Source organism: uncultured Ruegeria sp. (assembly GCF_947489545.1).
Classification (GTDB): Bacteria; Pseudomonadota; Alphaproteobacteria; order Rhodobacterales; family Rhodobacteraceae; genus Ruegeria.
On the sequence record NZ_CANLDZ010000020.1, the window covers coordinates 1 to 20,358 of the forward strand.

Below are 20,358 nucleotides of genomic sequence, written 5' to 3' on the forward strand. Positions count from 1 at the left end.
CTCCCTATGGTGGTGGCGTTACAGCACCACATTGGCACATTGCGATGCCGTTCGTGGAGGGGGCATCCACCCCATCAGTTGGGCTAGGTTACGAAGCTTTACGCACCCGATTTTGAGTCGACTTTTGGTTACAACGAACGCGCCAGCCAACCCGCACCCGACAAGCCCGAGGGATCGGGAATAGGCTCGACGGAGAAACCAACGCGGGCCATCAACTCGCGAAAGAAATCTTCAGAGAACCCCAATTCCAGCCACTTGTTGCATGTGATCGCCCAAACGGCTTCGCCGTCATATCGCAGTCCCCAGGGAAAACTCATACCGTTCGAAATTGGTTCCGCAAAAAACGCAATACATCCGTTCTCTGTCAGGACGTTTTCCTTGATCGCCCGCAGCAACTCTTCGAATTCCAGACAATGGTGAAAACTTGAGGAGAACAAAGCCACGTCGTAGCGCTGCCCCGGGTTGCGCGCAGCCTCCAGAAAATCAGCATGCAAAGTACGCACACTGGTCGACAGCGCCTTGGCTTCGCCGGCAGTCCGCTTGAGGAACGCCTCATCAATATCAACCGCACAAACGTCTAGACCGGCGCGGGCCAACGGCACCGCGGTGTTTCCCCAGCCCACTCCGAATTCAATCACGCTCTTCGCATCGGGGGTGAATTGTGCCAGAGCACGAAACCCTTGAACGGCCTTCCCTAATTCGCTCGCGACAACACCCATATCATTGCTCATCCACGGGTAGCCGCGCGCAAAGTCCTCAGGGGAAAGATGTGTGGACGTCAGTTCGTTCGCAACATCATATTCTGTATCCACCAAACGCTGATAGACATCCAATACTTCATTGCGATACGCGTCAGAGAAAGGATCTTGAACGCGCATGCGGTAGGGAAAGTTCTTCTCCTTCCACAGACTGCTTAGGGCTGCGAAATCTTTCGCGGCAACAAGGTCTTTTTTGTAGGCGATGGCTTCTGAGACAAATGCCTCTGAATCAATTAATTTGTCCTGCGCAGGTTTCTTGTCAGAGATATTTGCCGCGGATAGAGACGCCTTCTTACGCTGCCTTTTAAACCACCCCATGTTGCCGTCCCCGCTGTTTGCAAAAGCCAAATTTTTTTCGCCCCGTTTTTTGGGATCGCTTGAACACTAACTCTGACACCAAAGCGCTCATCCTTCAAACTCCTAGCCGCCTTCGGCGCGATTAGCCATATGCGTAATAGACTGATTGCAGCTTGAACAAATCTCAAGGCGCGTCAGCCTGAAGATGTTTCAAGATCAAATACATCGTCGGGGGCTTCGGAATGCAGTTCTTATCACGCCGTCAAATAGCTTCGCACAAAATCACGTAGTGCTCTCCCGGGTATCCCAGCTCAGGGCGATCCATCACTTTTGGCCAATAGTAACCAATTTCAGGAATGGCTTGTGAGAAGACTGTCGGAGCAAACCCGGCGGCGCGCAGCTGCGCCAACAAAGACTCTCGCCCGAACATGCGCATTTCCAGTACGGTGCCGGGACCGCCGTGAAAAATGATATTCTGATCGTAGATCTCATAGCTCCCGTCGGCTTTTCGGGAAACCACCAGCCAATCCTCGCCGATCTGACAGGTCGCGAAGTCAACCATGCCGGGGAAATGCTCAACGGTCTCCGGGCTGCCGTTGAACGGGGTAGAGAATACCAAGTGCCCACCCTTTTTCAGCATCTTCCGCATGTTTTCAAAACCAACCTGCAACGGTTGGAGAACATGTTCGAAGACTTCGGTACAAATGACGAAATCAAGATCCGTGAATTTTTGCCAGTCGTCCGATGTGATATCCAGAAGGGGTTCCTGGTGAAAATAAGTATTGGTAAAGTCATACTTCTTTTTGAGTACTTTGGCGTATCCATCCCATTCACTCATCCCGATCCCTTTGACGTAACGGTCTTTTGTGAACTTGGGTAAAGGGACAGAGGTTTTCATCAAAGCCATACTGAGGCCATGTATGATGCCGCGGAACCGAGCGTTGGATCCGCAGCCTCCACAGATAGCAGCCTCACGATGAAAGTCGCCAGCGGCCAATTTGTTTTTGTGACCACAAATATTACATTTGTAATCAATGATATGATCGGCGGCGAAATCGGTTTCCAAGGGGCACCTCTGACTTATTCTTAGCTTCGACTGGTATGCCGGCAATTACAAGGATTGAGCGAGTTGCTCGGTTTTCTGTTGTGCAATCATATCGTGCAACGCGATCAAGTTCGTACGAAAGGCTTCATCAGAAAATTGTGCCGCGCGTTTGGCCACGTTGTCGCGTAGGGTCTCGATTTCATCATCGGGCAATGCCAGAACTTTTTCGGTGAGAGCAACAAGCTCTTCTTCGGAACTATAGTGAAAGCCTGAGATCCCATCTTCAACAATGAGCGAGGGTCCGCCGTTGTTGACAACAAATGGGATAACGCGCGCGGCCATCGCTTCGACAACACTGATCCCAAAATGCTCGCAGTTGCCTGGGTCCTTGTCGACATTCACGCCCAAACCCGCGCCATGCCAGTACAGAGAAGATTTATACAACAGATCTCCCAACGTATCGGAAGCGGCGTCGACGTGAAATGTAACCGGCAGGTCTTTGGCGTCGGTCTGGCATTTCGTAAAGTATTCTCGGTGTTCCGGTTCCGGGTGCAGAGACCCAACAAGGTTCAACCTGCTTTGAAGGCCTCTGTCCTTCAGTCGCTTCATGGCGCTGACCATCATGTCCTGTCGCTTACAGTGTCCGCCTGAGAAAAACCGCCCAATGGCTAGAATTCCGGATTTCGGTGACGACTTCGGCACATCTATTTTCATACCAACAGGGGGCGAGACAACCTGCAGGTGCTGGTCTTGAAGGTCAAACTCCACGATTTTCTTGCCGATCTCCTCGGCTACAAATTCCGAATAGCAAATGACGGCATCATAATCGGTCAGCCAGGGCAGCCGACGATCAAGTTCTTGCTGAGCAGAAGGGAGGGGGAACTGACAGCAATACAAGCTGATATCCCCCAGTGTTTTACAAGGCGGACAAATTTCGTTGCCCAGACTGAAAAACAGATCAAACCGACGCGATTGTTCAGCCTCTTGATGGGTTATGATCTCAATGGCATCAAGCGTGAGTTCCAGCTTTTCGAGCACCGCAGAGATGCGAATTCGCGAGTAAACTTCGGGTACTACCAGAGTCAGGCTATAGCCGAGTGTCTCAAACACTCTCATGACGCTGAGAAGATAGCGTTCTCCTCCGCCCGGAATGATGTTGTATGGCGTATAGATGCCTGCGGTTTTCTTGTTGCGTGACGTCTCGGGGACTAGCGAAGAAGGGGTTGCCAATGTGTCATGACGGCCGGTTTTCAGGAAATCCTGCCAGCGCGTTACAAATTTTTGCCTGTTGAGCCCAACAATCGTATTGAGGCGTAACTCGTGCGCCTTGTCAGATGTAGTCGTGCTCTCGTAATGCTCGACTTCCGACGCCGGCACGTAGTAGGTTTTCTTTCCCAATGCGCCAATTTTCAGGCACAGATCGCAGTCTTCATAGTAGGCCGGTTCATAGCGAAAATCGAAACCCAGAACATCGATGAAGTCTTTGCGCCGCATTAAAACACAAGCCGCCGACACATAATCTACTGTGCGCATCCGGTTGAACCGGGGTTGATCAGGTGATTGAAATTTGCCGATCTGTACGGCAGAGCCGTCTTCGTCTAGCAAGCCTCCGGCTTCTTGCAGGTAGCCGTCAGGATAAATGAATTTGGGTCCCGAGCAGCCTGCGTCGGGTTGAGTCTTCAGGACTTCGACAAGCGGTGGCAACCAACCTTTTTGTACAATCACGTCATTGTTGAGAAACAGCACATACTCGCCTTTGGCGGCTTCGGCCCCGATGTTATTCCCCTCACCGAAAAAACGGTTTATGGCGAGCGAAAGAACCCTTTGGGGACCTTCATAACTTTCCAAAATGGCCTTGTTTCCTGCAGTGCTGCCATTGTCGACCACGATCACTTCATAAGGGATGCCGTTTGTTCGCTTCCAGATCGCCTCGAGGCAATCAATTGTCATTTCAGGCTTGTCCAGATTCAGAATGACAATCGAGACAACGGGTGTGTCCGCATCGTAATCGGCCGGCATCATTTCGTTAAGCTGTGCGGAATTATGTGACACGCTGTCATCCATTTTATCTGTGTGGCGGTCTTTAACCGGTTCAAATCTACACTGGGATGCTTTCCCTGTTTAACGCGACCACCTGTAGGCCTTGGGCAAGCTCTGGTACTTCGTACTCTTCATCCAAGTGACATATTGGCTGCGGGGCTTGCCATTCTTTTTGAAAATGATTCGTTTACAAAGTGATCGCGGTTGACCGCTTGGGGCAAAAAGGAACAACCGCAAGAATTTTTTAGGACGCCCGTCGGCGCGAAAGAAGAACGTTTTTCGAGGCCCCGCTTGCTCAGTCGATCCTGATTCAGAAGACCTCGGCATGTGTCGGCAACGAGTCGCCAGTTCCATCTCCGCTTTGTAGCTGGCAATCTCAAGCTGACGCAATTCGAGAGTGTGCGCTTGCTTCAGGCGCTCAATTTCAGCGTGAAGTGCTGCAATTTTTGAAGCAACGTCGTCGTCGGGACGCTTTTGGGCGCTTTGTTGTGCCATTTCACTCTGTCCAGCATCAAATATTTTACCGTTTCTTTAATCCTACCAGAACCCATTCACAAGATATCAGATCAATATCGCGGGCGCCTACCATTGATACGGCATATTCATCACCTTGATCTTGCAGCACGTGGGCGAGGATTCGCCAGTGGACGAGGGAACGTTCCTACTTTAGGGAAGGCAAAAGACACTAGAGGTTGAGCATGGCGAAAAAAGCGATCGTAACCGGCATCACGGGCCAAGATGGGGCCTATCTGGCCAAACTACTTCTTGAGAAGGGGTACGAGGTCACCGGCACTTTCCGGCGTGTTGTGTCAACAAATTTCTGGCGCATCGAGAGTCTCGATATTGCCCGGCACCCCAAACTCACACTGGCGGAACTGGATCTGACGGATATGGGTGCTATGATCCGTCTTGTTCAGAAGTTTGAACCTGATGAGATCTACAATCTGGCGGCGCAGAGTTTCGTGGGCATTTCGTTCGACCAACCTCATACGACATCCCAGATCACAGGCATTGGAGCGTTGCACTTGCTCGAAACTGTGCGGATCGTGAATCCGAAAATCCGGTATTATCAGGCGTCCACCTCCGAAATGTTTGGCAAGGTGCAGGAAATTCCGCAGTGCGAAACAACGGCGTTCTATCCGCGCAGCCCCTATGGTGTGGCGAAACTTTATGCCCATTGGATGACAATCAACTACCGGGAAAGCTACGATATTTTTGGTACGTCCGGCATTTTGTTTAACCATGAAAGCCCGCTGCGGGGTTTGGAGTTTGTGACACGTAAGATCACCGATGGCGTTGCCAAGATTAAGCTGGGTCAACTGGATTGTCTGGAACTAGGCAATCTGGATGCCAAACGTGACTGGGGCTTTGCCAGGGATTACGTGGACGGTATGTGGCGCATGATGCAGACTGAAACACCGGACACCTATGTTCTAGCGACTGGCAAGACAGAAACGGTACGTAATTTTGTGCAGATGGCCTTCAAAGCAGCCGAGATCGATGTGACATTCGAAGGGCAGGGCGAGGATGAGATCGCAATGGATGCCGAAAACGGCCGCGTTCTTGTGCGTATCAATCCAAAATTCTATCGCCCGGCGGAAGTTGAACTGCTGATCGGAGATGCGTCCAAGGCAAAGCAGGATCTGGGCTGGGAAGCGACGACCTCTCTGGAAGATTTGTGTCAAATGATGGTACTTGCAGATCTTGAACGGAACCATACGGGCGTATCATTCTGATGAGCAAAGGGCGCTTGTTAATGACCGGACGCTTCGGATTCACCGGCCACTACGCGGCACGGGAACTGACAAATGCCGGGTGGGACGTGTGGAGCACGGGTCTGGCGGGCGCCGTGGACGGCGATGCGAAGTATGTTCCGGCTGATCTGACCCAAAGTGATCAAGTGGCACACTTGCTAGAGAAGGCGACCCCGGATGCAGTGCTGCATCTGGCCGCAATTTCGTTTGTGAAGCACGGCCGGGCCGAAGATTTTTACCGCGTCAATCTGATGGGCACCCGCTGTCTTCTGGAAGGGCTTTCAGAGCGCGGTTTGGGTCAGAAGGGCGTTGTTCTGGCAAGCACCGCCAACATCTATGGTCATACGACGGAAAGCCCAATCTCGGAATCGGTATTGCCGATGCCAGTCAATGACTACAGCGTATCCAAACTTGCAATGGAATATGCGGCGCGGCTGTTCATGGACAACCTACCCATCATGCTGATACGGCCCTTCAACTATACGGGGCGCGGCCAGGATCCAAAATTTCTCATTCCCAAAATAGTTCAGCACTTTCGGGACCGCGCGGCGCGTATGGAACTGGGCAATCTGGATGTTGCGCGCGATTTCTCAGATGTGCGGGATGTTGCGCGCGCTTACAAAGCGTTTTTCGATCAGATTGACCCCGGCACAGTGACCAATATTTGCTCGGGGCGGGCAACACGATTGCAGGACATCGTGACAATGTGTCGTGAGATCACAGGCCATGATCTGTCTATAGAGGTGAACCCCGCTTTTGTGCGCGCGCAAGAAATCAAGGAACTGTCAGGCGACAGCACACGTCTTGAGCGATTTTTGCCCAGCCAGGCGCGTATCCCTTTGCGTGAAACGCTTACCTGGATGCTGGACGGAGCGGCGTAACACCAGGATTCCTGTGGGCAAACCACCGGAAAGCACATTCAAACTATAAGGGATGCGCCCGCGGCAAGCTTTGATAGGCATCCGATTTCATCCAGTATTGCAGCGCAGGCCTTGGGGCGCCGTTACTCTTGAAAACAAGGCGTTTGAAAATACCCCGGCATTTCCCATCACTGTGGAAAAGCATTCGACGGAAAGCTTTGCGCGGGCGGCCGTTGTGGTTGAAGAACATATCTTCAAGAAACGAGCGGTTCTCAAGATACCGCATGTGCTGGGTGGCTGCATCGTTCTTTTCGGCCATAACAGACTGCTCCGACCGTAGGGCTTGAATATGCGATGCATTCTGGTCTCTTTCGATGAGAGCTGACTGCATCTCAACCGTCATATAATCATCAAAGATATTGGGAGGGTATTTGAACGCAGACACTAGTTCATCATGATGTTCGCGCGCCAGATAATACCTGTTCAAGCCATCGCAGTAGACGTCAACGTAGCGCGCCTCGATCAGGATATCTTCCCACTCCTGATGGTTCTCCACCTGTGACATGGGCTCCATTGCTTCAACAACAATGATCCAGGGGCGAAAACGCTCCCAGTCATTTCCTTTCAGTGCAGGTCTTTCAAAACCTTCCACGTCGACTTTGAGAAAGTGGATGTCCTGATCCGCCGTCAGATGCGTGTCACAAATGTCGGCCAAAGTGGTCATTGGCACCGATATGTCGGATTTTTCAAACCCCAGTTCGACATGGTTATCGGCGATCTTGCCAACAACGCTCGATAGACCCGCGTTGCTCATGATGTGCAGAACCGCCTCACCAGGCGTCTCCCCCACCACTACACCTAGGTTGGTATCGCGCAAACGCTCCATATTGAGTTGACTCAGAAGCTCTAAGTTGGGCTCTATGTTGATCCCGTTCCAGCCTCTTTCGTAAAACGCTTTGGTAACATTATGAAAGGATGGCCATGCGGCCCCGACATCTATGTATTTGCCCATCTCGACATGTTTCAGAGCGCGCCATAAAATCAGGTCTTCTGCGTTCTGCGCGTATGAAATAAATGTCATGGCACTCTCCAACTCATCGTGTATCGAGAGCGTCTCTAGCGCGGTTGGCAGTAGTATGCCATGGGAAAATCCTTGATGCAGCTGCCGCATCATGGACGACCTATGAGGGTTGTTAGACCGCTGGTTTCAGCCACTGGCAACCACATGCGATATTTTTGCTATAAGCTTTAGGGCCAATCATTGACAATGAGACCGCTGGTCGTATCGTGCGCGCATCGTGGCAATCTGGCCCGTTGTTATCTGGAGCGTACTGTGTGAACTACCCCCAAGAAACATTGTCCAATGAAGAACGCCTCGCCCTGGGGTTGCGGTGCCGCGATGCTGATTGCGTACCCAAAGTGGCGGATGCCGGGAAAGTCTATCAAGACACCCAAGGTCGCGAGCTTCAGATAATGCACAATGGGCTGCGCGTGCTCAACGGCGGGTATTATGGCGACTGGATGAGCAACCTGATCAAGCTGTCTGACGGACACCATGAGCCGCAGGAAGAACGCCTGTTCCATGAGGTGGATAAGTGCTTGTCCGACACCGCCAGAATGATCGAATTGGGCGGCTTCTGGTCCTACTACAGCCTTTGGTTTCTGCAACATCAGCCTAAACGGCGCTCTGTTGTCCTTGAACCCGAACCGGAGCATTTGGAAGTAGGGCGCATAAACGCAGCACTCAACGGTCTTGAACCCATTTTTAAAGCCGGTTTTGCAGGCCCTGAACACATTCCCTCAGCCTCGTTCCAGGGGGAACGCTCAGGCCCGATGCAGATCCCAGGCTATTCTGTGAACCACTTGATGAAGGAGCAAAGATGGGATCGGCTGGAGCTGCTGCATTGTGACATTCAAGGTCATGAGGTGGCAGTGTTGGAAAGCTGCCGGAAATTGTTTATTGCGGGCAAGGTTGATTGGGTATTTGTCTCAACACATGCGCATCAGATTAGCGGCGATCCTCTGACACATCAGAAATGCCTGCAAATCTTGCAGGAGTGCGGTGCGTTTATCGAAGCCGAGCATGACGTGCATGAATCCTTCAGTGGGGACGGCTTAATTGTTGCGCGCTTTGGCCCGCCACCGCGTGATTGGCAGCGTGTCACGTTAAGCCATAACCGCCATAGCACATCATTGTTCCGCAGCCTCGCTTACGACTTGGCAGAAAACCAGCAAACTTTGGCACACCTTGAAGCGCACCCGCGATCAAATGATGCAGCCGCAACCGTTCAGCATGAAAGCCTTGCAAAACGCGGCACCCTTTATGAGCTGACAGCCGATGGACCCCTGGGCCCTGCAGGGTCGACTCTGTTGCTTAGGGATGATGCTGTCATGTCCCCCGAGATCGTGAAGGAGGCGGCATGGGAATATGATAACATCGGAGCGTTTGCCGCACGTTGTCAGCCCGGCAAGTCCTATACTCTGGTTGATATCGGCTCCAATATCGGGTTGTTCAGCCGGCAACTGGCCTTCGAGGTGCCGCAAATCGCTCGCTTGTTGTGCGTAGAGCCTGATGAAAAGAATTTTCAGGCGTTGCAGTATAATCTTGGGCCCCTGGGGGATCGGGCATCCTTGTTTAACGTGGCTCTGGGGGACACGGACGCGACTCAGGAATTCTTTCGGGATTCTGAAAACATCGGGAATTACTCACTCAATCCTGACGCGATGCGTGCGCGTAGTTTTGATCGTGTAGAAGTCACCACCCGCGAGACGGCAGCCTGGATGCAGACCCATCTCGGCTCCACTGAGGCCATTGTCTGGAAGTCAGACACTCAGGGGTTTGATGAGCTGATAATTTCACGCACGCCCATGGAAATCTGGGAGCGGATTGACGTAGCCCTGATAGAAATCTGGCGCATTGCCAAGCCTGACTTCGACGCTGAAGCTTTTATGCAGCGGCTATCGGTGTTCCCCAATCGCAAACTTGGTACACGTACGGATGTCAGTGTTGATGCGGTTATGGATTATCTGACCGGGGATGACTGGGAATTCGAAGAGCTGTTGCTTTGGCGCTAGAGATGCGAGCGATATGAACCGTCGTAGGTTCAATGGTGGTTGCCAGTTTTCCGCTATCTCGGGTTCATCATCATCTCATTAGCTGTTTTATCTCAAGGCTTGATGGTGCGATCCATTGGATGGAATGGAGGGATGCCTTATGGGACAGTTACATCACGGCTGCGCCACAGGAACGTAAGCATACGAGCAGCAAAACGGCGATCGCAAGCTTCGAACGCTGGGCTGAGCAGCGGGCTCGGGATCAGTGTAAAAACCGTTGCGAGATGGCGAAAGCGGCAAGCGGTCGAGGATAGAAAGCCAGGGCCTAAGGAGCCAATTTCCTCGACGGTTACAACGAGGCCCGTTGTTGGAACGCACTAAGCGGTCTCACGCCTTACGAATAAATCTGCAAAAACGGGTGCTAAGCGGGATTGTCTTCATCCATGTTCGCGCATTGGGTCCTCTCTGCGGGGCCGCTTGCGGAGTTTTGTCTGGACAAGGTTGCGCCCCATCACTGGGCCTCATCGGCATCGAAGATCGGGTCAATCACAATAACCAGGCGTGTTTCGCCCGTACCTGAGATAGGTGGCGAGCGGTGCAACAGACCAGAGGGCGGGTTCTGCGGCCAAAGCGTCCCGCGCATGACCATTGGCGATCCGGTGCCAACAGTGAAGACCCGTTTTGGGTCTTCGCCGTCCAGCGAAATGCCATATTGAGTTCCCGTACCCCGATAAGTGCAGATCAATCGGGCATAGATCGCGTCTACGTGGAATTTGCGGCACGCGTTTGTGGTGATCGCGTCCAGGCGAAGGCGAAGATATGGTGCGCGCATCACTTCCGCAAAACGCGCGGCTAGGTCCGAGATATCCTCTTCAAGCCACGCGCGTTCAGTGACATCTTCCATACCCGCGATTTCAAACAGATGCCTCACCTTGTCTTTCACAGCTTCTGGGCGCAGAACGAGGCGTGCTTTTGGCAGTTTCAATGGATCCAGCTTATCGATCCATGTTTGAAAGTCTGAGGTTAGCTGACGGCGCCAGATTGTTGCGGCACAACCGGGCATTGCAATCTTCGCCAACCCGTCTGGTGTGTCACTGACGCCAACACCCACAGCTGCGTTTTTGATTTCAGTTTGGACGTAGCTCATGCGGCATCCTCAACACGACGCCACAGGGGGAATGGATCGGGCAAGTCTTCTGGAAGATTGTCAGGGCTTGAGGCAAGGGACTCGGGCAGGAGGCAGGCGTTTAGCTTAGAACTCAAAACTGGCCAATCGATACCGGCGCCAATGAATACAATTTCTTGTCGCCGGTCGCCCCAGGGTTCCGCCCAATGCTGTTTGATGTAGTTTTGGGCCGACGCATGCTCTGGCCATCTTTCCTTTGGCACCGATGCCCACCAGGTTCCGATTGGCTTAACGCTCGATAGCGCGCCAGCAAGCGAGAACTCGGCAACCCAGGCAGGTCTGGATGAGATCCAGAAATGACCTTTGGCGCGGATGACACCGGGCATTTCGCCGTTCAGCACGTTCAGAATTTTCTCTGGCTCAAAAGGTCGGCGGGCACGGTATACGAATGAAGAAACACCATATTCTTCCGTTTCCGGAACGTGGTCGGCAAAGCCGTAAAGCTCCTTTGCCCACATCGGATGTTCGTGGGCGACATCAAAGTCGAATAGCCCGGTATCCAGTATTGCTGAACTTGCAACCTCGGAATGGTTCGTCTCGATGATTTGGGCGTCGGCATTCAGGCTGCGAATAATCTTGCGCGCGGCATCGGTGCGTTCGGGGCCCGCGTCTTCCACCTTGTTGAGAACCACGACATCTGCAAATTCAATTTGGTCGGTCAGAAGATGGACCAGCGTGCGTTCGTCCTCTTCCCCAAGTGTTTCGCCACGGTCGCGTAGAAAATCATGGCTGGAAAAGTCGTTGAGCAAGTTCACCGCATCCACAACAGTAACCATAGTGTCGAGGCGGGCGACATCAGACAGGCTCTTATCGTCTTCATCACGGAAGTCAAAGGTAGCTGCGACCGGCAACGGCTCGGAGATGCCGGTTGACTCGATTAGCAAATAGTCGAACCTTCCTTCAGACGCCAGGCGTCTTACTTCAGCTAGCAGGTCGTCGCGGAGAGTGCAGCAGATACAGCCGTTGGACATCTCGACCAGGGTCTCATCGGTGCGGCTCAGCTCAGTCTCCGCACGCACAAGGTCGGCGTCGATATTCACCTCGGACATATCATTAACGATTACAGCGACGCGCTTGCCCTCGCGGTTGTTCAGCACGCGATTCAACAGGGTGGTTTTTCCGGCCCCAAGGAAACCGGACAATACGGTGACGGGAAGACGGGTATCAATCATGGTTAGGAAACACTTCCTCTTTTGTGGCGATTTCTGGCTGATGGGCACGCAGCATGTCGAGGCTTCGCTGCAACTCGGGGCGGTTGAGGTCTCGGGCAATGACCACAATGCGCGAGCGGTGGTCTCCGCCGTTCCAGTTCTTCATCGGGACCGGCGGGTCGAATATGTGCTGAACGCCATGGAAGACAAATGGAGTTTCGACGCCTTCCAGAAAGACGATGCCTTTGACGCGCAGAATGTCTGGCCCTCGGAGCGCAATCAGCGTGTCCAGCCAAAGGTCAAAAGCCACGTCTTTCAACGGCGCGTCCAACACAATCGAAGCCGAGCTTATCCGTATATCATGCGGCGACATCACCAAGGGCGACAACTTGGGTTTGGAGATGCTTGAGAGGTTGTTCAGTGGGGCTAGTTCAGGAGGTGAATCAGGTGTTGTCCACGCAATCACATCTTTCGGCTCTATGTTCTTGCGTAGGCCGCTCCGGCCCCACAGCTTTTCGAGCTTGAAACGACCATCAATCGGTCGTTCGATCTGCGCCGTAGGGTTCAGGCCACTTAGACGGTTTTCAAACGCGTCTGCTGCCGTAGGTGTGACTAGATCCGTCTTACTGAGCAGAATGAGATCAGCCATCGCAACTTGCGAAACGGCTTCGAACTGCGCGTCCAGTGTTGCGGGCCCGTTGGCCGCATCAACGACGGTGATCAACCCGTCCATGCGGGTGGTCCGTGCCAGCTCGGGGTCGACTAAGAGTGTCTGGAGAATTGGGCTAGGGTTAGCTAGCCCGGTCGTTTCGATGATGATCCGTTCAAATCTTAGGCTTCCGTCATCTCGCCGTTCGACTAAGCTTTCTATTGTGCCGGACAAGTCTCCTCGAATGGAGCAACATAGGCAGCCGGATTGCATCAACACGATCTCGTCTTCAACGGACTCGATCAGATCGTGGTCCAATCCAGCTTCGCCGAATTCATTCATAATGACTGCGACTTTTCCGGCGGAAATCTCGGACAGCGCTGCGTTCAATAGCGTCGTCTTGCCCGCTCCGAGGAAGCCTGTCAGAACGGTAACCGGTATCCGCCGATCCGTTGTGTCATCGGCGCCATTTGCTGCATAGGAAAACACTGCCATCTCCATTTGTTATTATGTGATATCATAACATAATTTTAAACGAAAGGCCGAAAAGCCCAATTCATCGTGGCGACTGAAATCGAGAAAAATGGCGGCCAAGCGATGTAGGAGTGCTCAAACTGAGGGCGTCAGGGACACCATTGATACTTGAACCTCGGCAATGCGCGCCGGGCCGCGGTCGGATGTGTCTCGGGCTGAAATTGCACCCGAAGCAGGGAAGTCGAACGTGCCCGCGAAACACTGAGTTGCGTCGTGGAACATAATGAAGCTGCCGCCGCCGAACAGGTTTAAGCGTCGCGCTCGTCACGCGCGATGTCGTCTTCGCGCTCCGCATCTTCCTCGTGGTCGTCGGGTATTGCCAAGTTGTTTGCCTGACTTGACCGGGTTATCTGCGGGTCACTAGCACTCCGAGCGACGTGCAACGCCAAATACGGTACTCTATTTCCTTTTGTGTCAACCGTTGCTTGATTTTTTGTCGCTTGTTCTGCACAACTATAGCGACACGGGCCTGTACGCCATCATGGCCGGTGTTCGGGAAAACGGCGGCGCGATCGATAGCGTCGATTCCTTGATTGGGAATGGTGGCGTTGATATCAATGGGAGGTCTAGCATGAGCGTTGAAAACCTGAAGGAATATGCCCGTCGTTGCGCCGCAGATGCTGAATTGCGCGCCAAGGCCAAGGAAATCGGCGCCACTGATTTGGACGGCCAGATCGCACATGCCGCATCCATGGGTCTGACGTGGACAAAGGATGACATGAGTGCCTACCAGGAAGAGATCCAAGCCGATGGCGAGCTTGGCGAAGATGACCTTGAGAAAGTTGCCGGCGGCGTCGTGACCACCACCGCAGCAGCGGCAGCGGCAGTTGTTTCCGCAGCCGCCGCAGTGGTTGGAACCGCGACTGCAGTCACCACTACAACAAGTGGCAGCGGCTGGTAACAGATTGGCGCAGCCCTTGGGCCGATTGCGTTGTATGCAAGATCCAAGCTGGGGGACCGTTTGGTTCCCCAGAGATTGATCGCTTAACTGCTGACGATGGCTCCACGCCCCGCTAGAAGTCTCTCGACGTCCGACGTGCCGGGATTGAACCCATATTGCCTAGGCAATGATTTCGGGAGGGCTTCAGGTTTGGCTTAGTTGCTAGTGCGGTCACGGTCACCTGCTATTTGAAATGGGCAGCAGGAGCGACCTGGCAATGCCAGATCGGCGTACTGACGTTACTTACTCTACTCGCCACAACCGTTGCTTGATTTTTTGTCGCTTGTTCTGCACAACTATAGCGACACAGGTCCGCGCGCCATCATGGCCGGTGTTTGCGAAAGCGGCTGTTTATGAACAACTCCGATTGCAGGAATGAGCATGGTGGCGTTGATGTCGATGGGAGGTTTAGCATGAGTGTTGAAAATCTGAAGGAATATGCCCGCCGTTGCGCCGCAGATCCTGAATTGCGCGCCAAGGCCAAGGAAATCGGCGCCACCGATCTGGACGGCCAGATCGAACATGCGGCCTCCATGGGTTTGAATTGGACCAAGGATGACATGAGTGCCTTCCAGGAGGAACTCCAGGCCGATGGCGAGCTTGGCGAAGATGATCTGGAAAAGGTTGCCGGCGGCGTCGTGACAACCACCGCGGCAGCCGCGGCTGTAGCTGTGTCCGCAGCCTCGGCTGCGGTAGTCGGGAGCGCTGCTGCGGTCACCTCTACGACATCTGGCAGTGGCTGGTAGTACATTGGTGCAGCCTTCGGGACCTGCTAAATTTCAACGCGACCCTTCGGACAATTGTCCGGAGGGTATTTTGTTACGCGACAACGAGACGTTCCAGCGTTGGGACTTGCCTCGGAGCGGATCGCGCGACCCAAATCAGTCTGGCAAGAGGCGGCCTTTCAATTGCGTTCTGTCAGACATCAACAAAAAGACTCACTATGCCGCTCGCTGATTACGGAAAACTATATCTTTCGCCACTCGAACCATCTCTGCGCGCGCCCCAGTCTGCTGCGGAAGCCATCTCGCAATGGCGCGAGGAACTCACTCGTGGCCACCGGCTGCGTGTACGGGGCAGCGGCCATAGTCTGAGTGGCGCAAGCCTGCCCAGAAGAGGAGAAACGCTGTTTCTGACCCATGGCCTTGACCAGTTCGAAGTTGTGGAACCCGACCTTCTGCGGGTCGGGTGCGGTGCGATCATGTGGGATATCCGCGATTTCGTAGCCGCTCATGGAGCGAGCTTGCCGGTTTTTAATGGTGGATGGGCCGGCCCGACTTTGGGTGGCTATGTCAACGCCGGAGGCATGGGATTGCGCGTGCCGCCAACCACCCGAGAGGCCGCAACGCGCGGCGAGTCCAATGACGGTTACGTCTCAATTTCGGAAACACATGGTGGCTTTTGGGCGCATGTTGTGGCCCTCACTTTGATTGATGGCCGCGGTGAACTGCATAATTTGACACCAGAAGCCCCTGATTTTTATTGGATATTTGCCGCAATGGGTCAATTCGGTTTGGTCCTGGATGTCACCTTACGGCTTCAGGCCATTCCGGGCGTCACCAATCAATTTGCGGTTGGTCAATCGGGCAAAATTCCGGTCACCAATCCGCTCAACCCATCCGAAACAAATGATCTGCCGGGGGCGGATGGCATCGACTGGCTTTATTGGTTCTCGGCCATGGTTCCGATCGACGAAGAAGGTCGATTCTGGTCGTTGCTCGGAGATTGGACCAACCGGCATTCCGCTACGCTTGAACCCAGTGGCGGTTGGGTCGGCCCATCGCTGAATGGAGTGCCCATCGGCTTCCGGTATCTTGTCAAGCGACGTGCGCCAGTGCCCCCGCTGCTGTACCCGAGGGACGAAGACTTTGTCCTTATGGGGGTGATGGCGCTTTGCCGCGGTATCGGCAAGCCGGAGGTGGAAACTGCGCTTGTCGAAGCCGAGCAGGACTTTGTTTCATCCATTGTTGACGCAGGCGGTCGCCTCTACGTACAGGCCGAGAATCTGAGCCGGTCGCTAGACTATGCGGACTATTACGACGCAGAGACTTGGGCGAAGTTTTGTGCTTTGAAGAACAAGTATGATCCGCAAGACCTTTTGAATATCGGGGAGTTGCAGCGATCGCAAGAGACGGAGCCTGTAACCGTTGCTCAGATTCGCAGGCTTGCTGCTGCCACGCAGCGTGTTTTGAATACACAGCCCGGTTAGGTTTGAGAGGCGAAAATGGACGAAGTGGAAACAGCAGATGTCGCGGTGATTGGGGGTGGCCCCGCCGGATCGGTGATGGCAAGTCTGTGCGCCAAGGCTGGTCTGTCCACCGTCCTTCTTGAACGTGAAACCAGCCCGCGCTACCGCATCGGTGAATCATTGCTGCCAGCCACGCTGCGACAAGTCTTGCCCCTGATCGGTGCACAGGACGCCGTCGATGCCGAAGCCTATACTGTGAAGCGCGGGGCCACATTCTGCTGGGGCGCCGACAAACAGGACATCTGGACCCTCGCCTTCGGCCCCGACCAAGCCGACGATCCCCCTGTTGCCCTCAATGTTGATCGCGCAAGCTTTGACGAAATCCTTCTGTCCAGCGCGCAGAATTGCGGCGCAACGCTGCGCCGAGGGTATGACGCAGTTTCTGTCGGCGACGGTAACACCCAGCAAGGTCGCAGCGTGACCTACTCTCACCGAGAAAGCGGGAAGCAAAATGCGTTGCGCGCTCGATTTGTTGTGAATGCCACTGGACAGATGCGCCTGAATATCCCGGAATTGGATGCGCGCGAGCATTCGCAGTTCTTTCGTAAAGTGGCGGTTTGGGGATACTGGACCGGCGGGGGGCGCCTTGATGCCCCTCTGGATGGGAACGTCTTTTTCGAGACCTTAGAAACCGAGCATGGGACAGCCTGGGTGTGGTACATTCCCCTGCGCAACGGATTGACCAGCGTGGGCGTGGTTGCGCCGCGCGACTGCCTGGCCAAACTGCGGGTCGACCCCCGAGCAGGTTTGGCAAACTGGCTTACGACATGCCCACGGATAACCGTACTGCTGCGCAATGCCACACCGGCAAAGCATACGCCCTACGATCAAGTGAGTCTGTGCGCGGATTACTCTTATGCATCCAACGCTTTCAGCGCGCCGGGCGTTCTGCAGATCGGTGATGCCGCCTGTTTCGTAGATGTGCTTCTTTCGTCAGGTGTGCATCTGGCGACCTACGGAGCGCTGTTGGCAGCCCGGTCGATTAAGGCGACGCTCTCTGGTGCGGTACCGGAAGATATTGCCATGGCCGAATACGAGAGCCGCCTGCGACAAGAATTTTCCGTGTTCTACGCTGGGCTTTCGGGTCTCTACGATATGGATAAGCGGTCGCAGGATTATGTCGGCTGGCTGCGCGCCTTGTTGCAGAACAGCAACGGGGTGCTTATGGAATGGGGCCAGACATTAGACAATCCCGGTGGTCTGAATGTTGGTGGCGCATCGTGTTCCGACGCAGACCTGCGCACACAGGCACAGAGAAATCTGACCATGATGCGCGGGTACAATTCCTATCAATTGGCTTATGACGGCCCGCCAAAGGCGACGCCCATTGCCGCCCTCCCTGCGATCCGCAATTTGTTGGCAATCGATGAGCGTGGCGAATGGATTATGCCTGCTCACACGCCGCGTACACGCCCGCTCGCCACCTCGGATGCCTGAGTAGACGTGAACCAGTTATCGAGTAGCTGGTGGCCTATGTAGGGCTTTGGCTCTGACGGAGACGCATTGAGTTTTGCAACCCGAGGCAGAGTCTATTCTTGGGTCATAAAAAAGGGCGGATGTGCTCCGCCCTTTACAAACTGTCTGCCTACTAGGTTACCAACCGCTACCGGTCGAGGCCGACGTTACTGCGGCGGCTGTGCCGACAACGGCTGCCGCTGCGCCAACAACGGCTGCTGCAGCCGCGGCCGTGGTGGTCACAACACCACCGGCAACTTTTTCCAGATCATCTTCGCCAAGCTCGCCATCGGCTTGGAGTTCTTCCTGGAAGGCGGCCATGTCTTCCTTGGTCCAGGTCAGACCCATGGATGCGGCATGTGCAATCTGGCCGTCCAGATCGGTGGCGCCAATCTCTTTCGCCTTGGCCCGCAAATCGGGGTCGCTTGCACACCGGCGTGCATATTCCTTCAGGTCTTCGACACTCATTGAATTGTCCCTTCTCATGTTTTGCCACGAGTAAATAAATACCGGGTCCGTGACCGGACGCACAACTAAACCAAATGGCCTTGTTCTTTTCACACGAATAAATTGTACCGAGGACCCATCAAAAATCAAGCGTCGTAATTTGAAAGCCGAATGTTCTTGTCTGATCGTCGGGCGCACAGTGAACGCAGCCGCCGTCTGCATGGTGTGGCAAACCCGTTTCGGCTAACCAGGAAAAATCGCGAAAGATCCTAAGCAAAGGTTGCGCCTATCCGGACACCAGAGATGGTCCTTCGGTCACGAGAGAGACCACATTGGCCGCCCCGTCGAGCCCGGCACGGGTGCGCAGGACCGAATCGGAGAGGATTTCCTGCAACCCTGCGAACGCAGCCGCCCCGGATGGCTGGGTGAAAACCGCGGATGTGGCATGAGAAGACTGAAGATCATTCATTGCTTTGAGAGCTACGAGGTCAGAAATGGCCATCGCGCCAAAAAGTCCGTCACGCAGGATTTCCCAAGCCACGTTGGACGGTGTCTCGCACGCGAGACAAGCCATCGAGGTCGTGGCTCCTTCGGGAACGCTCCTAATATCCCCAGCCTCCAAACTGGCGACAACAGGCGCTACGTGAAGCGGTTCGGCGGTGATAATGCGAGGCATCTCCGCACCCAGTCTGGTGGCGAACCGCGCCACTACGCCAGCCGCCAATGAACCAACACCCGCTGGTACCAGGACATGTGTCGGTGGTGATGGCATTTGGTCGAGGATTTCGTCTACGATCCGTCCATAGCCAAAGAGCGTCAGGTAGGGGATTTCCTCGCATCCCGGACGGCCTGTGTCGGAAAATTCGACAGCGCCAGTGCGATGGGCGTCTTCGGCGGCATCTGCAATCGCCCGGTCATAACCACCTTCGACCGCCACAGTCCGCGCGCCAAACTGCGTGATCCGATCAAAGTTTTCTTGCGGCACGGATGCAGGCATAAACACGGTCGCGGCAACACCCAGACGGTGCGCGGCCCATGCAACAGCGCGACCATGGTTGCCATCGGACGCGCAGACGAACCTGTCCGCGTTTGCCAGGTCCGGCTTTGCGGCCAGTACCCCAAGAACACCGAGCGCCTTGAAGCAGGATAGGCCCTCATCCGCAAAGCGTTTGCCTTCATTCTTGATCCAGCATGTTACATGCTCGTCGCTGTTGTGCTTGTCTGCGATTAGAGGGGTTTGCGTCATCGCTGGATGCTTTGCGATGGCCGAAAGGATTCTGTCGGATTGCGCGGCGAACATTGTTCCGGGCTGCGCGGGCGACCAATGAGCGTTCCGAAAGTAGGCTTTTGACGAACCGATTTGCACAACTGAGCGCTCCTAGGGGGATGTTTGAAAATTCTTCTAGCTGTCATTTGGGGGAAGCTATACAATCTAAAATAGAAGCAAGCACAAATTTGTGAATAATGCGCGCTGTTTGGCCGATGGATCAGAAGGTGACATTTCAGATGTTGAAAGCCGAAATCCAGCTCGCCAACACACTTTCGGCTGTGCCGGGCTTGCTGGACCAACTGGATCGGACACTTGCCGCGATGGATGTGCCTGATGCCGACGCATTTCAGGTAAAGCTTGCGTTGGAAGAATTGGTCACCAACGCCATAAATTATGGGTTTGACGCGGGGCAGACATCACAGCTTGAGGTAGCCCTTCAACGCCAGAACGAAGACCTCATTTGTGAGTTGAGAGATCATGGCCGGATTTTCAATCCGTTGGACGTGGTCGAGCCAGACGTGACGCTGGATGTTGACCATCGCAAGGTTGGCGGGCTAGGCGTGTTTTTCGTTCGTCAGGTCATGGACGACGTAAGCTATGAAAGAGCCGGCAATATGAATGTGATGCGTCTGCGCAAAACGTTGGGCCGTGAAGGCGATTAGGAAGGCGA

General features: G+C 54.2%; 18 protein-coding genes and 1 pseudogene. 8 read left to right on the forward strand and 11 right to left on the reverse strand.

Annotation, left to right across the window (positions count from 1 at the left end; all coding sequences use genetic code 11):
- Window positions 1–128: 128 nt before the first annotated feature.
- The 4 genes from Q1B13_RS21430 to Q1B13_RS21445 form a co-directional block, all read right to left on the reverse strand.
- Window positions 129–1,106, reverse strand: coding sequence for a bifunctional 2-polyprenyl-6-hydroxyphenol methylase/3-demethylubiquinol 3-O-methyltransferase UbiG (locus tag Q1B13_RS21430; protein ID WP_299083868.1), 978 nt, complete (start codon window positions 1,104–1,106; stop codon window positions 129–131).
- A gap of 211 nt (window positions 1,107–1,317) precedes the next feature.
- Window positions 1,318–2,121, reverse strand: coding sequence for a methyltransferase domain-containing protein (locus Q1B13_RS21435; protein ID WP_299083863.1), 804 nt, complete (start codon window positions 2,119–2,121; stop codon window positions 1,318–1,320).
- A 45-nt stretch (window positions 2,122–2,166) separates the two neighbouring features.
- A complete protein-coding gene (locus Q1B13_RS21440) occupies window positions 2,167–4,152 on the reverse strand; it encodes a glycosyltransferase (protein WP_299083860.1) in 1,986 nt (661 codons plus the stop codon).
- 69 nt (window positions 4,153–4,221) lie between these two features.
- Complete coding sequence (locus Q1B13_RS21445; RefSeq protein ID WP_298934704.1) at window positions 4,222–4,635, reverse strand: hypothetical protein; 414 nt, start codon at window positions 4,633–4,635, stop codon at window positions 4,222–4,224.
- A 203-nt stretch (window positions 4,636–4,838) separates the two neighbouring features.
- On the opposite strand from Q1B13_RS21445, the gene gmd reads away from it, so the two are divergent.
- Window positions 4,839–5,876: a GDP-mannose 4,6-dehydratase gene (gene gmd / locus Q1B13_RS21450; protein ID WP_299083857.1), complete on the forward strand. Its 1,038-nt coding sequence runs from the start codon at window positions 4,839–4,841 to the stop codon at window positions 5,874–5,876.
- Window positions 5,877–5,896: 20 nt separating this feature from the next.
- Window positions 5,897–6,775, forward strand: a complete 879-nt coding sequence (locus tag Q1B13_RS21455; protein ID WP_299083854.1) for a GDP-mannose 4,6-dehydratase — start codon at window positions 5,897–5,899, stop codon at window positions 6,773–6,775.
- A gap of 43 nt (window positions 6,776–6,818) precedes the next feature.
- On the opposite strand, the gene Q1B13_RS21460 is transcribed toward Q1B13_RS21455, so the two are convergent.
- On the reverse strand, window positions 6,819–7,835 hold the full coding sequence (locus Q1B13_RS21460) for an FkbM family methyltransferase (protein WP_299083851.1): 1,017 nt from the start codon (window positions 7,833–7,835) through the stop codon (window positions 6,819–6,821).
- Window positions 7,836–8,089: 254 nt separating this feature from the next.
- Between Q1B13_RS21460 and Q1B13_RS21465 the strand changes: the two genes are divergently transcribed.
- Entirely contained in the window at window positions 8,090–9,829 is a 1,740-nt protein-coding gene (locus Q1B13_RS21465) for an FkbM family methyltransferase (RefSeq protein WP_299083849.1), read from the forward strand.
- A 490-nt stretch (window positions 9,830–10,319) separates the two neighbouring features.
- Here the strand turns inward: Q1B13_RS21465 and Q1B13_RS21470 are convergent, their stop codons facing one another.
- From Q1B13_RS21470 to Q1B13_RS21485, 4 genes and pseudogenes are all read right to left on the reverse strand, one after another.
- Window positions 10,320–10,955 (reverse strand): DUF1826 domain-containing protein, encoded by a 636-nt coding sequence (locus Q1B13_RS21470; RefSeq protein WP_299083846.1) that lies wholly within the window; start codon window positions 10,953–10,955, stop codon window positions 10,320–10,322.
- A complete protein-coding gene (locus Q1B13_RS21475; protein WP_299083843.1) occupies window positions 10,952–12,166 on the reverse strand; it encodes a GTP-binding protein in 1,215 nt (404 codons plus the stop codon). The genes Q1B13_RS21470 and Q1B13_RS21475 overlap by 4 nt, the downstream gene beginning before the upstream one ends.
- The gene (locus Q1B13_RS21480; protein ID WP_299083840.1) at window positions 12,159–13,283 is read right to left on the reverse strand and encodes a GTP-binding protein; all 1,125 of its coding nucleotides are present in this window, start codon (window positions 13,281–13,283) and stop codon (window positions 12,159–12,161) included. Before Q1B13_RS21480 ends, Q1B13_RS21475 begins: the two co-directional genes overlap by 8 nt.
- Window positions 13,284–13,436: 153 nt before the next feature.
- Window positions 13,437–13,565, reverse strand: a pseudogene (locus Q1B13_RS21485) (zinc transporter); the annotation flags it as partial.
- A 334-nt stretch (window positions 13,566–13,899) separates the two neighbouring features.
- Here Q1B13_RS21485 and Q1B13_RS21490 point away from each other — a divergent pair.
- From Q1B13_RS21490 to Q1B13_RS21505, 4 genes are all read left to right on the forward strand, one after another.
- On the forward strand, window positions 13,900–14,229 hold the full coding sequence (locus Q1B13_RS21490; protein WP_298934712.1) for a Nif11-like leader peptide family RiPP precursor: 330 nt from the start codon (window positions 13,900–13,902) through the stop codon (window positions 14,227–14,229).
- 452 nt (window positions 14,230–14,681) lie between these two features.
- Entirely contained in the window at window positions 14,682–15,014 is a 333-nt protein-coding gene (locus Q1B13_RS21495; protein ID WP_298934713.1) for a Nif11-like leader peptide family RiPP precursor, read from the forward strand.
- 197 nt (window positions 15,015–15,211) lie between these two features.
- Window positions 15,212–16,477, forward strand: a complete 1,266-nt coding sequence (locus tag Q1B13_RS21500; protein WP_299083838.1) for an FAD-binding protein — start codon at window positions 15,212–15,214, stop codon at window positions 16,475–16,477.
- Between the two features lie 15 nt (window positions 16,478–16,492).
- Window positions 16,493–17,953: an NAD(P)/FAD-dependent oxidoreductase gene (locus tag Q1B13_RS21505; RefSeq protein ID WP_299083835.1), complete on the forward strand. Its 1,461-nt coding sequence runs from the start codon at window positions 16,493–16,495 to the stop codon at window positions 17,951–17,953.
- A gap of 156 nt (window positions 17,954–18,109) precedes the next feature.
- On the opposite strand, the gene Q1B13_RS21510 is transcribed toward Q1B13_RS21505, so the two are convergent.
- Together Q1B13_RS21510 and Q1B13_RS21515 are read right to left on the reverse strand one after the other, a co-directional pair.
- Window positions 18,110–18,439: a Nif11-like leader peptide family RiPP precursor gene (locus Q1B13_RS21510; RefSeq protein ID WP_298934716.1), complete on the reverse strand. Its 330-nt coding sequence runs from the start codon at window positions 18,437–18,439 to the stop codon at window positions 18,110–18,112.
- A gap of 265 nt (window positions 18,440–18,704) precedes the next feature.
- Entirely contained in the window at window positions 18,705–19,664 is a 960-nt protein-coding gene (locus Q1B13_RS21515) for a pyridoxal-phosphate dependent enzyme (RefSeq protein ID WP_299083832.1), read from the reverse strand.
- A gap of 236 nt (window positions 19,665–19,900) precedes the next feature.
- On the opposite strand from Q1B13_RS21515, the gene Q1B13_RS21520 reads away from it, so the two are divergent.
- On the forward strand, window positions 19,901–20,350 hold the full coding sequence (locus Q1B13_RS21520; RefSeq protein WP_298934718.1) for an ATP-binding protein: 450 nt from the start codon (window positions 19,901–19,903) through the stop codon (window positions 20,348–20,350).
- Window positions 20,351–20,358 lie beyond the last annotated feature (8 nt).

Bases quoted from the DNA above. Each gene is read 5' to 3' on its own strand.
- Q1B13_RS21445 (WP_298934704.1), bottom strand. From the start codon at position 4,635: ATGGCACAACAAAGCGCCCAAAAGCGTCCCGACGACGACGTTGCTTCA.
- gmd (WP_299083857.1), top strand. From the start codon at position 4,839: ATGGCGAAAAAAGCGATCGTAACCGGCATCACGGGCCAAGATGGGGCC.
- Q1B13_RS21455 (WP_299083854.1), top strand. From the start codon at position 5,897: ATGACCGGACGCTTCGGATTCACCGGCCACTACGCGGCACGGGAACTG.
- Q1B13_RS21460 (WP_299083851.1), bottom strand. From the start codon at position 7,835: ATGACATTTATTTCATACGCGCAGAACGCAGAAGACCTGATTTTATGG.
- Q1B13_RS21470 (WP_299083846.1), bottom strand. From the start codon at position 10,955: ATGAGCTACGTCCAAACTGAAATCAAAAACGCAGCTGTGGGTGTTGGC.
- Q1B13_RS21475 (WP_299083843.1), bottom strand. From the start codon at position 12,166: ATGATTGATACCCGTCTTCCCGTCACCGTATTGTCCGGTTTCCTTGGG.
- Q1B13_RS21490 (WP_298934712.1), top strand. From the start codon at position 13,900: ATGAGCGTTGAAAACCTGAAGGAATATGCCCGTCGTTGCGCCGCAGAT.
- Q1B13_RS21495 (WP_298934713.1), top strand. From the start codon at position 14,682: ATGAGTGTTGAAAATCTGAAGGAATATGCCCGCCGTTGCGCCGCAGAT.
- Q1B13_RS21500 (WP_299083838.1), top strand. From the start codon at position 15,212: ATGCCGCTCGCTGATTACGGAAAACTATATCTTTCGCCACTCGAACCA.
- Q1B13_RS21505 (WP_299083835.1), top strand. From the start codon at position 16,493: ATGGACGAAGTGGAAACAGCAGATGTCGCGGTGATTGGGGGTGGCCCC.
- Q1B13_RS21510 (WP_298934716.1), bottom strand. From the start codon at position 18,439: ATGAGTGTCGAAGACCTGAAGGAATATGCACGCCGGTGTGCAAGCGAC.
- Q1B13_RS21515 (WP_299083832.1), bottom strand. From the start codon at position 19,664: ATGACGCAAACCCCTCTAATCGCAGACAAGCACAACAGCGACGAGCAT.
- Q1B13_RS21520 (WP_298934718.1), top strand. From the start codon at position 19,901: ATGGATCAGAAGGTGACATTTCAGATGTTGAAAGCCGAAATCCAGCTC.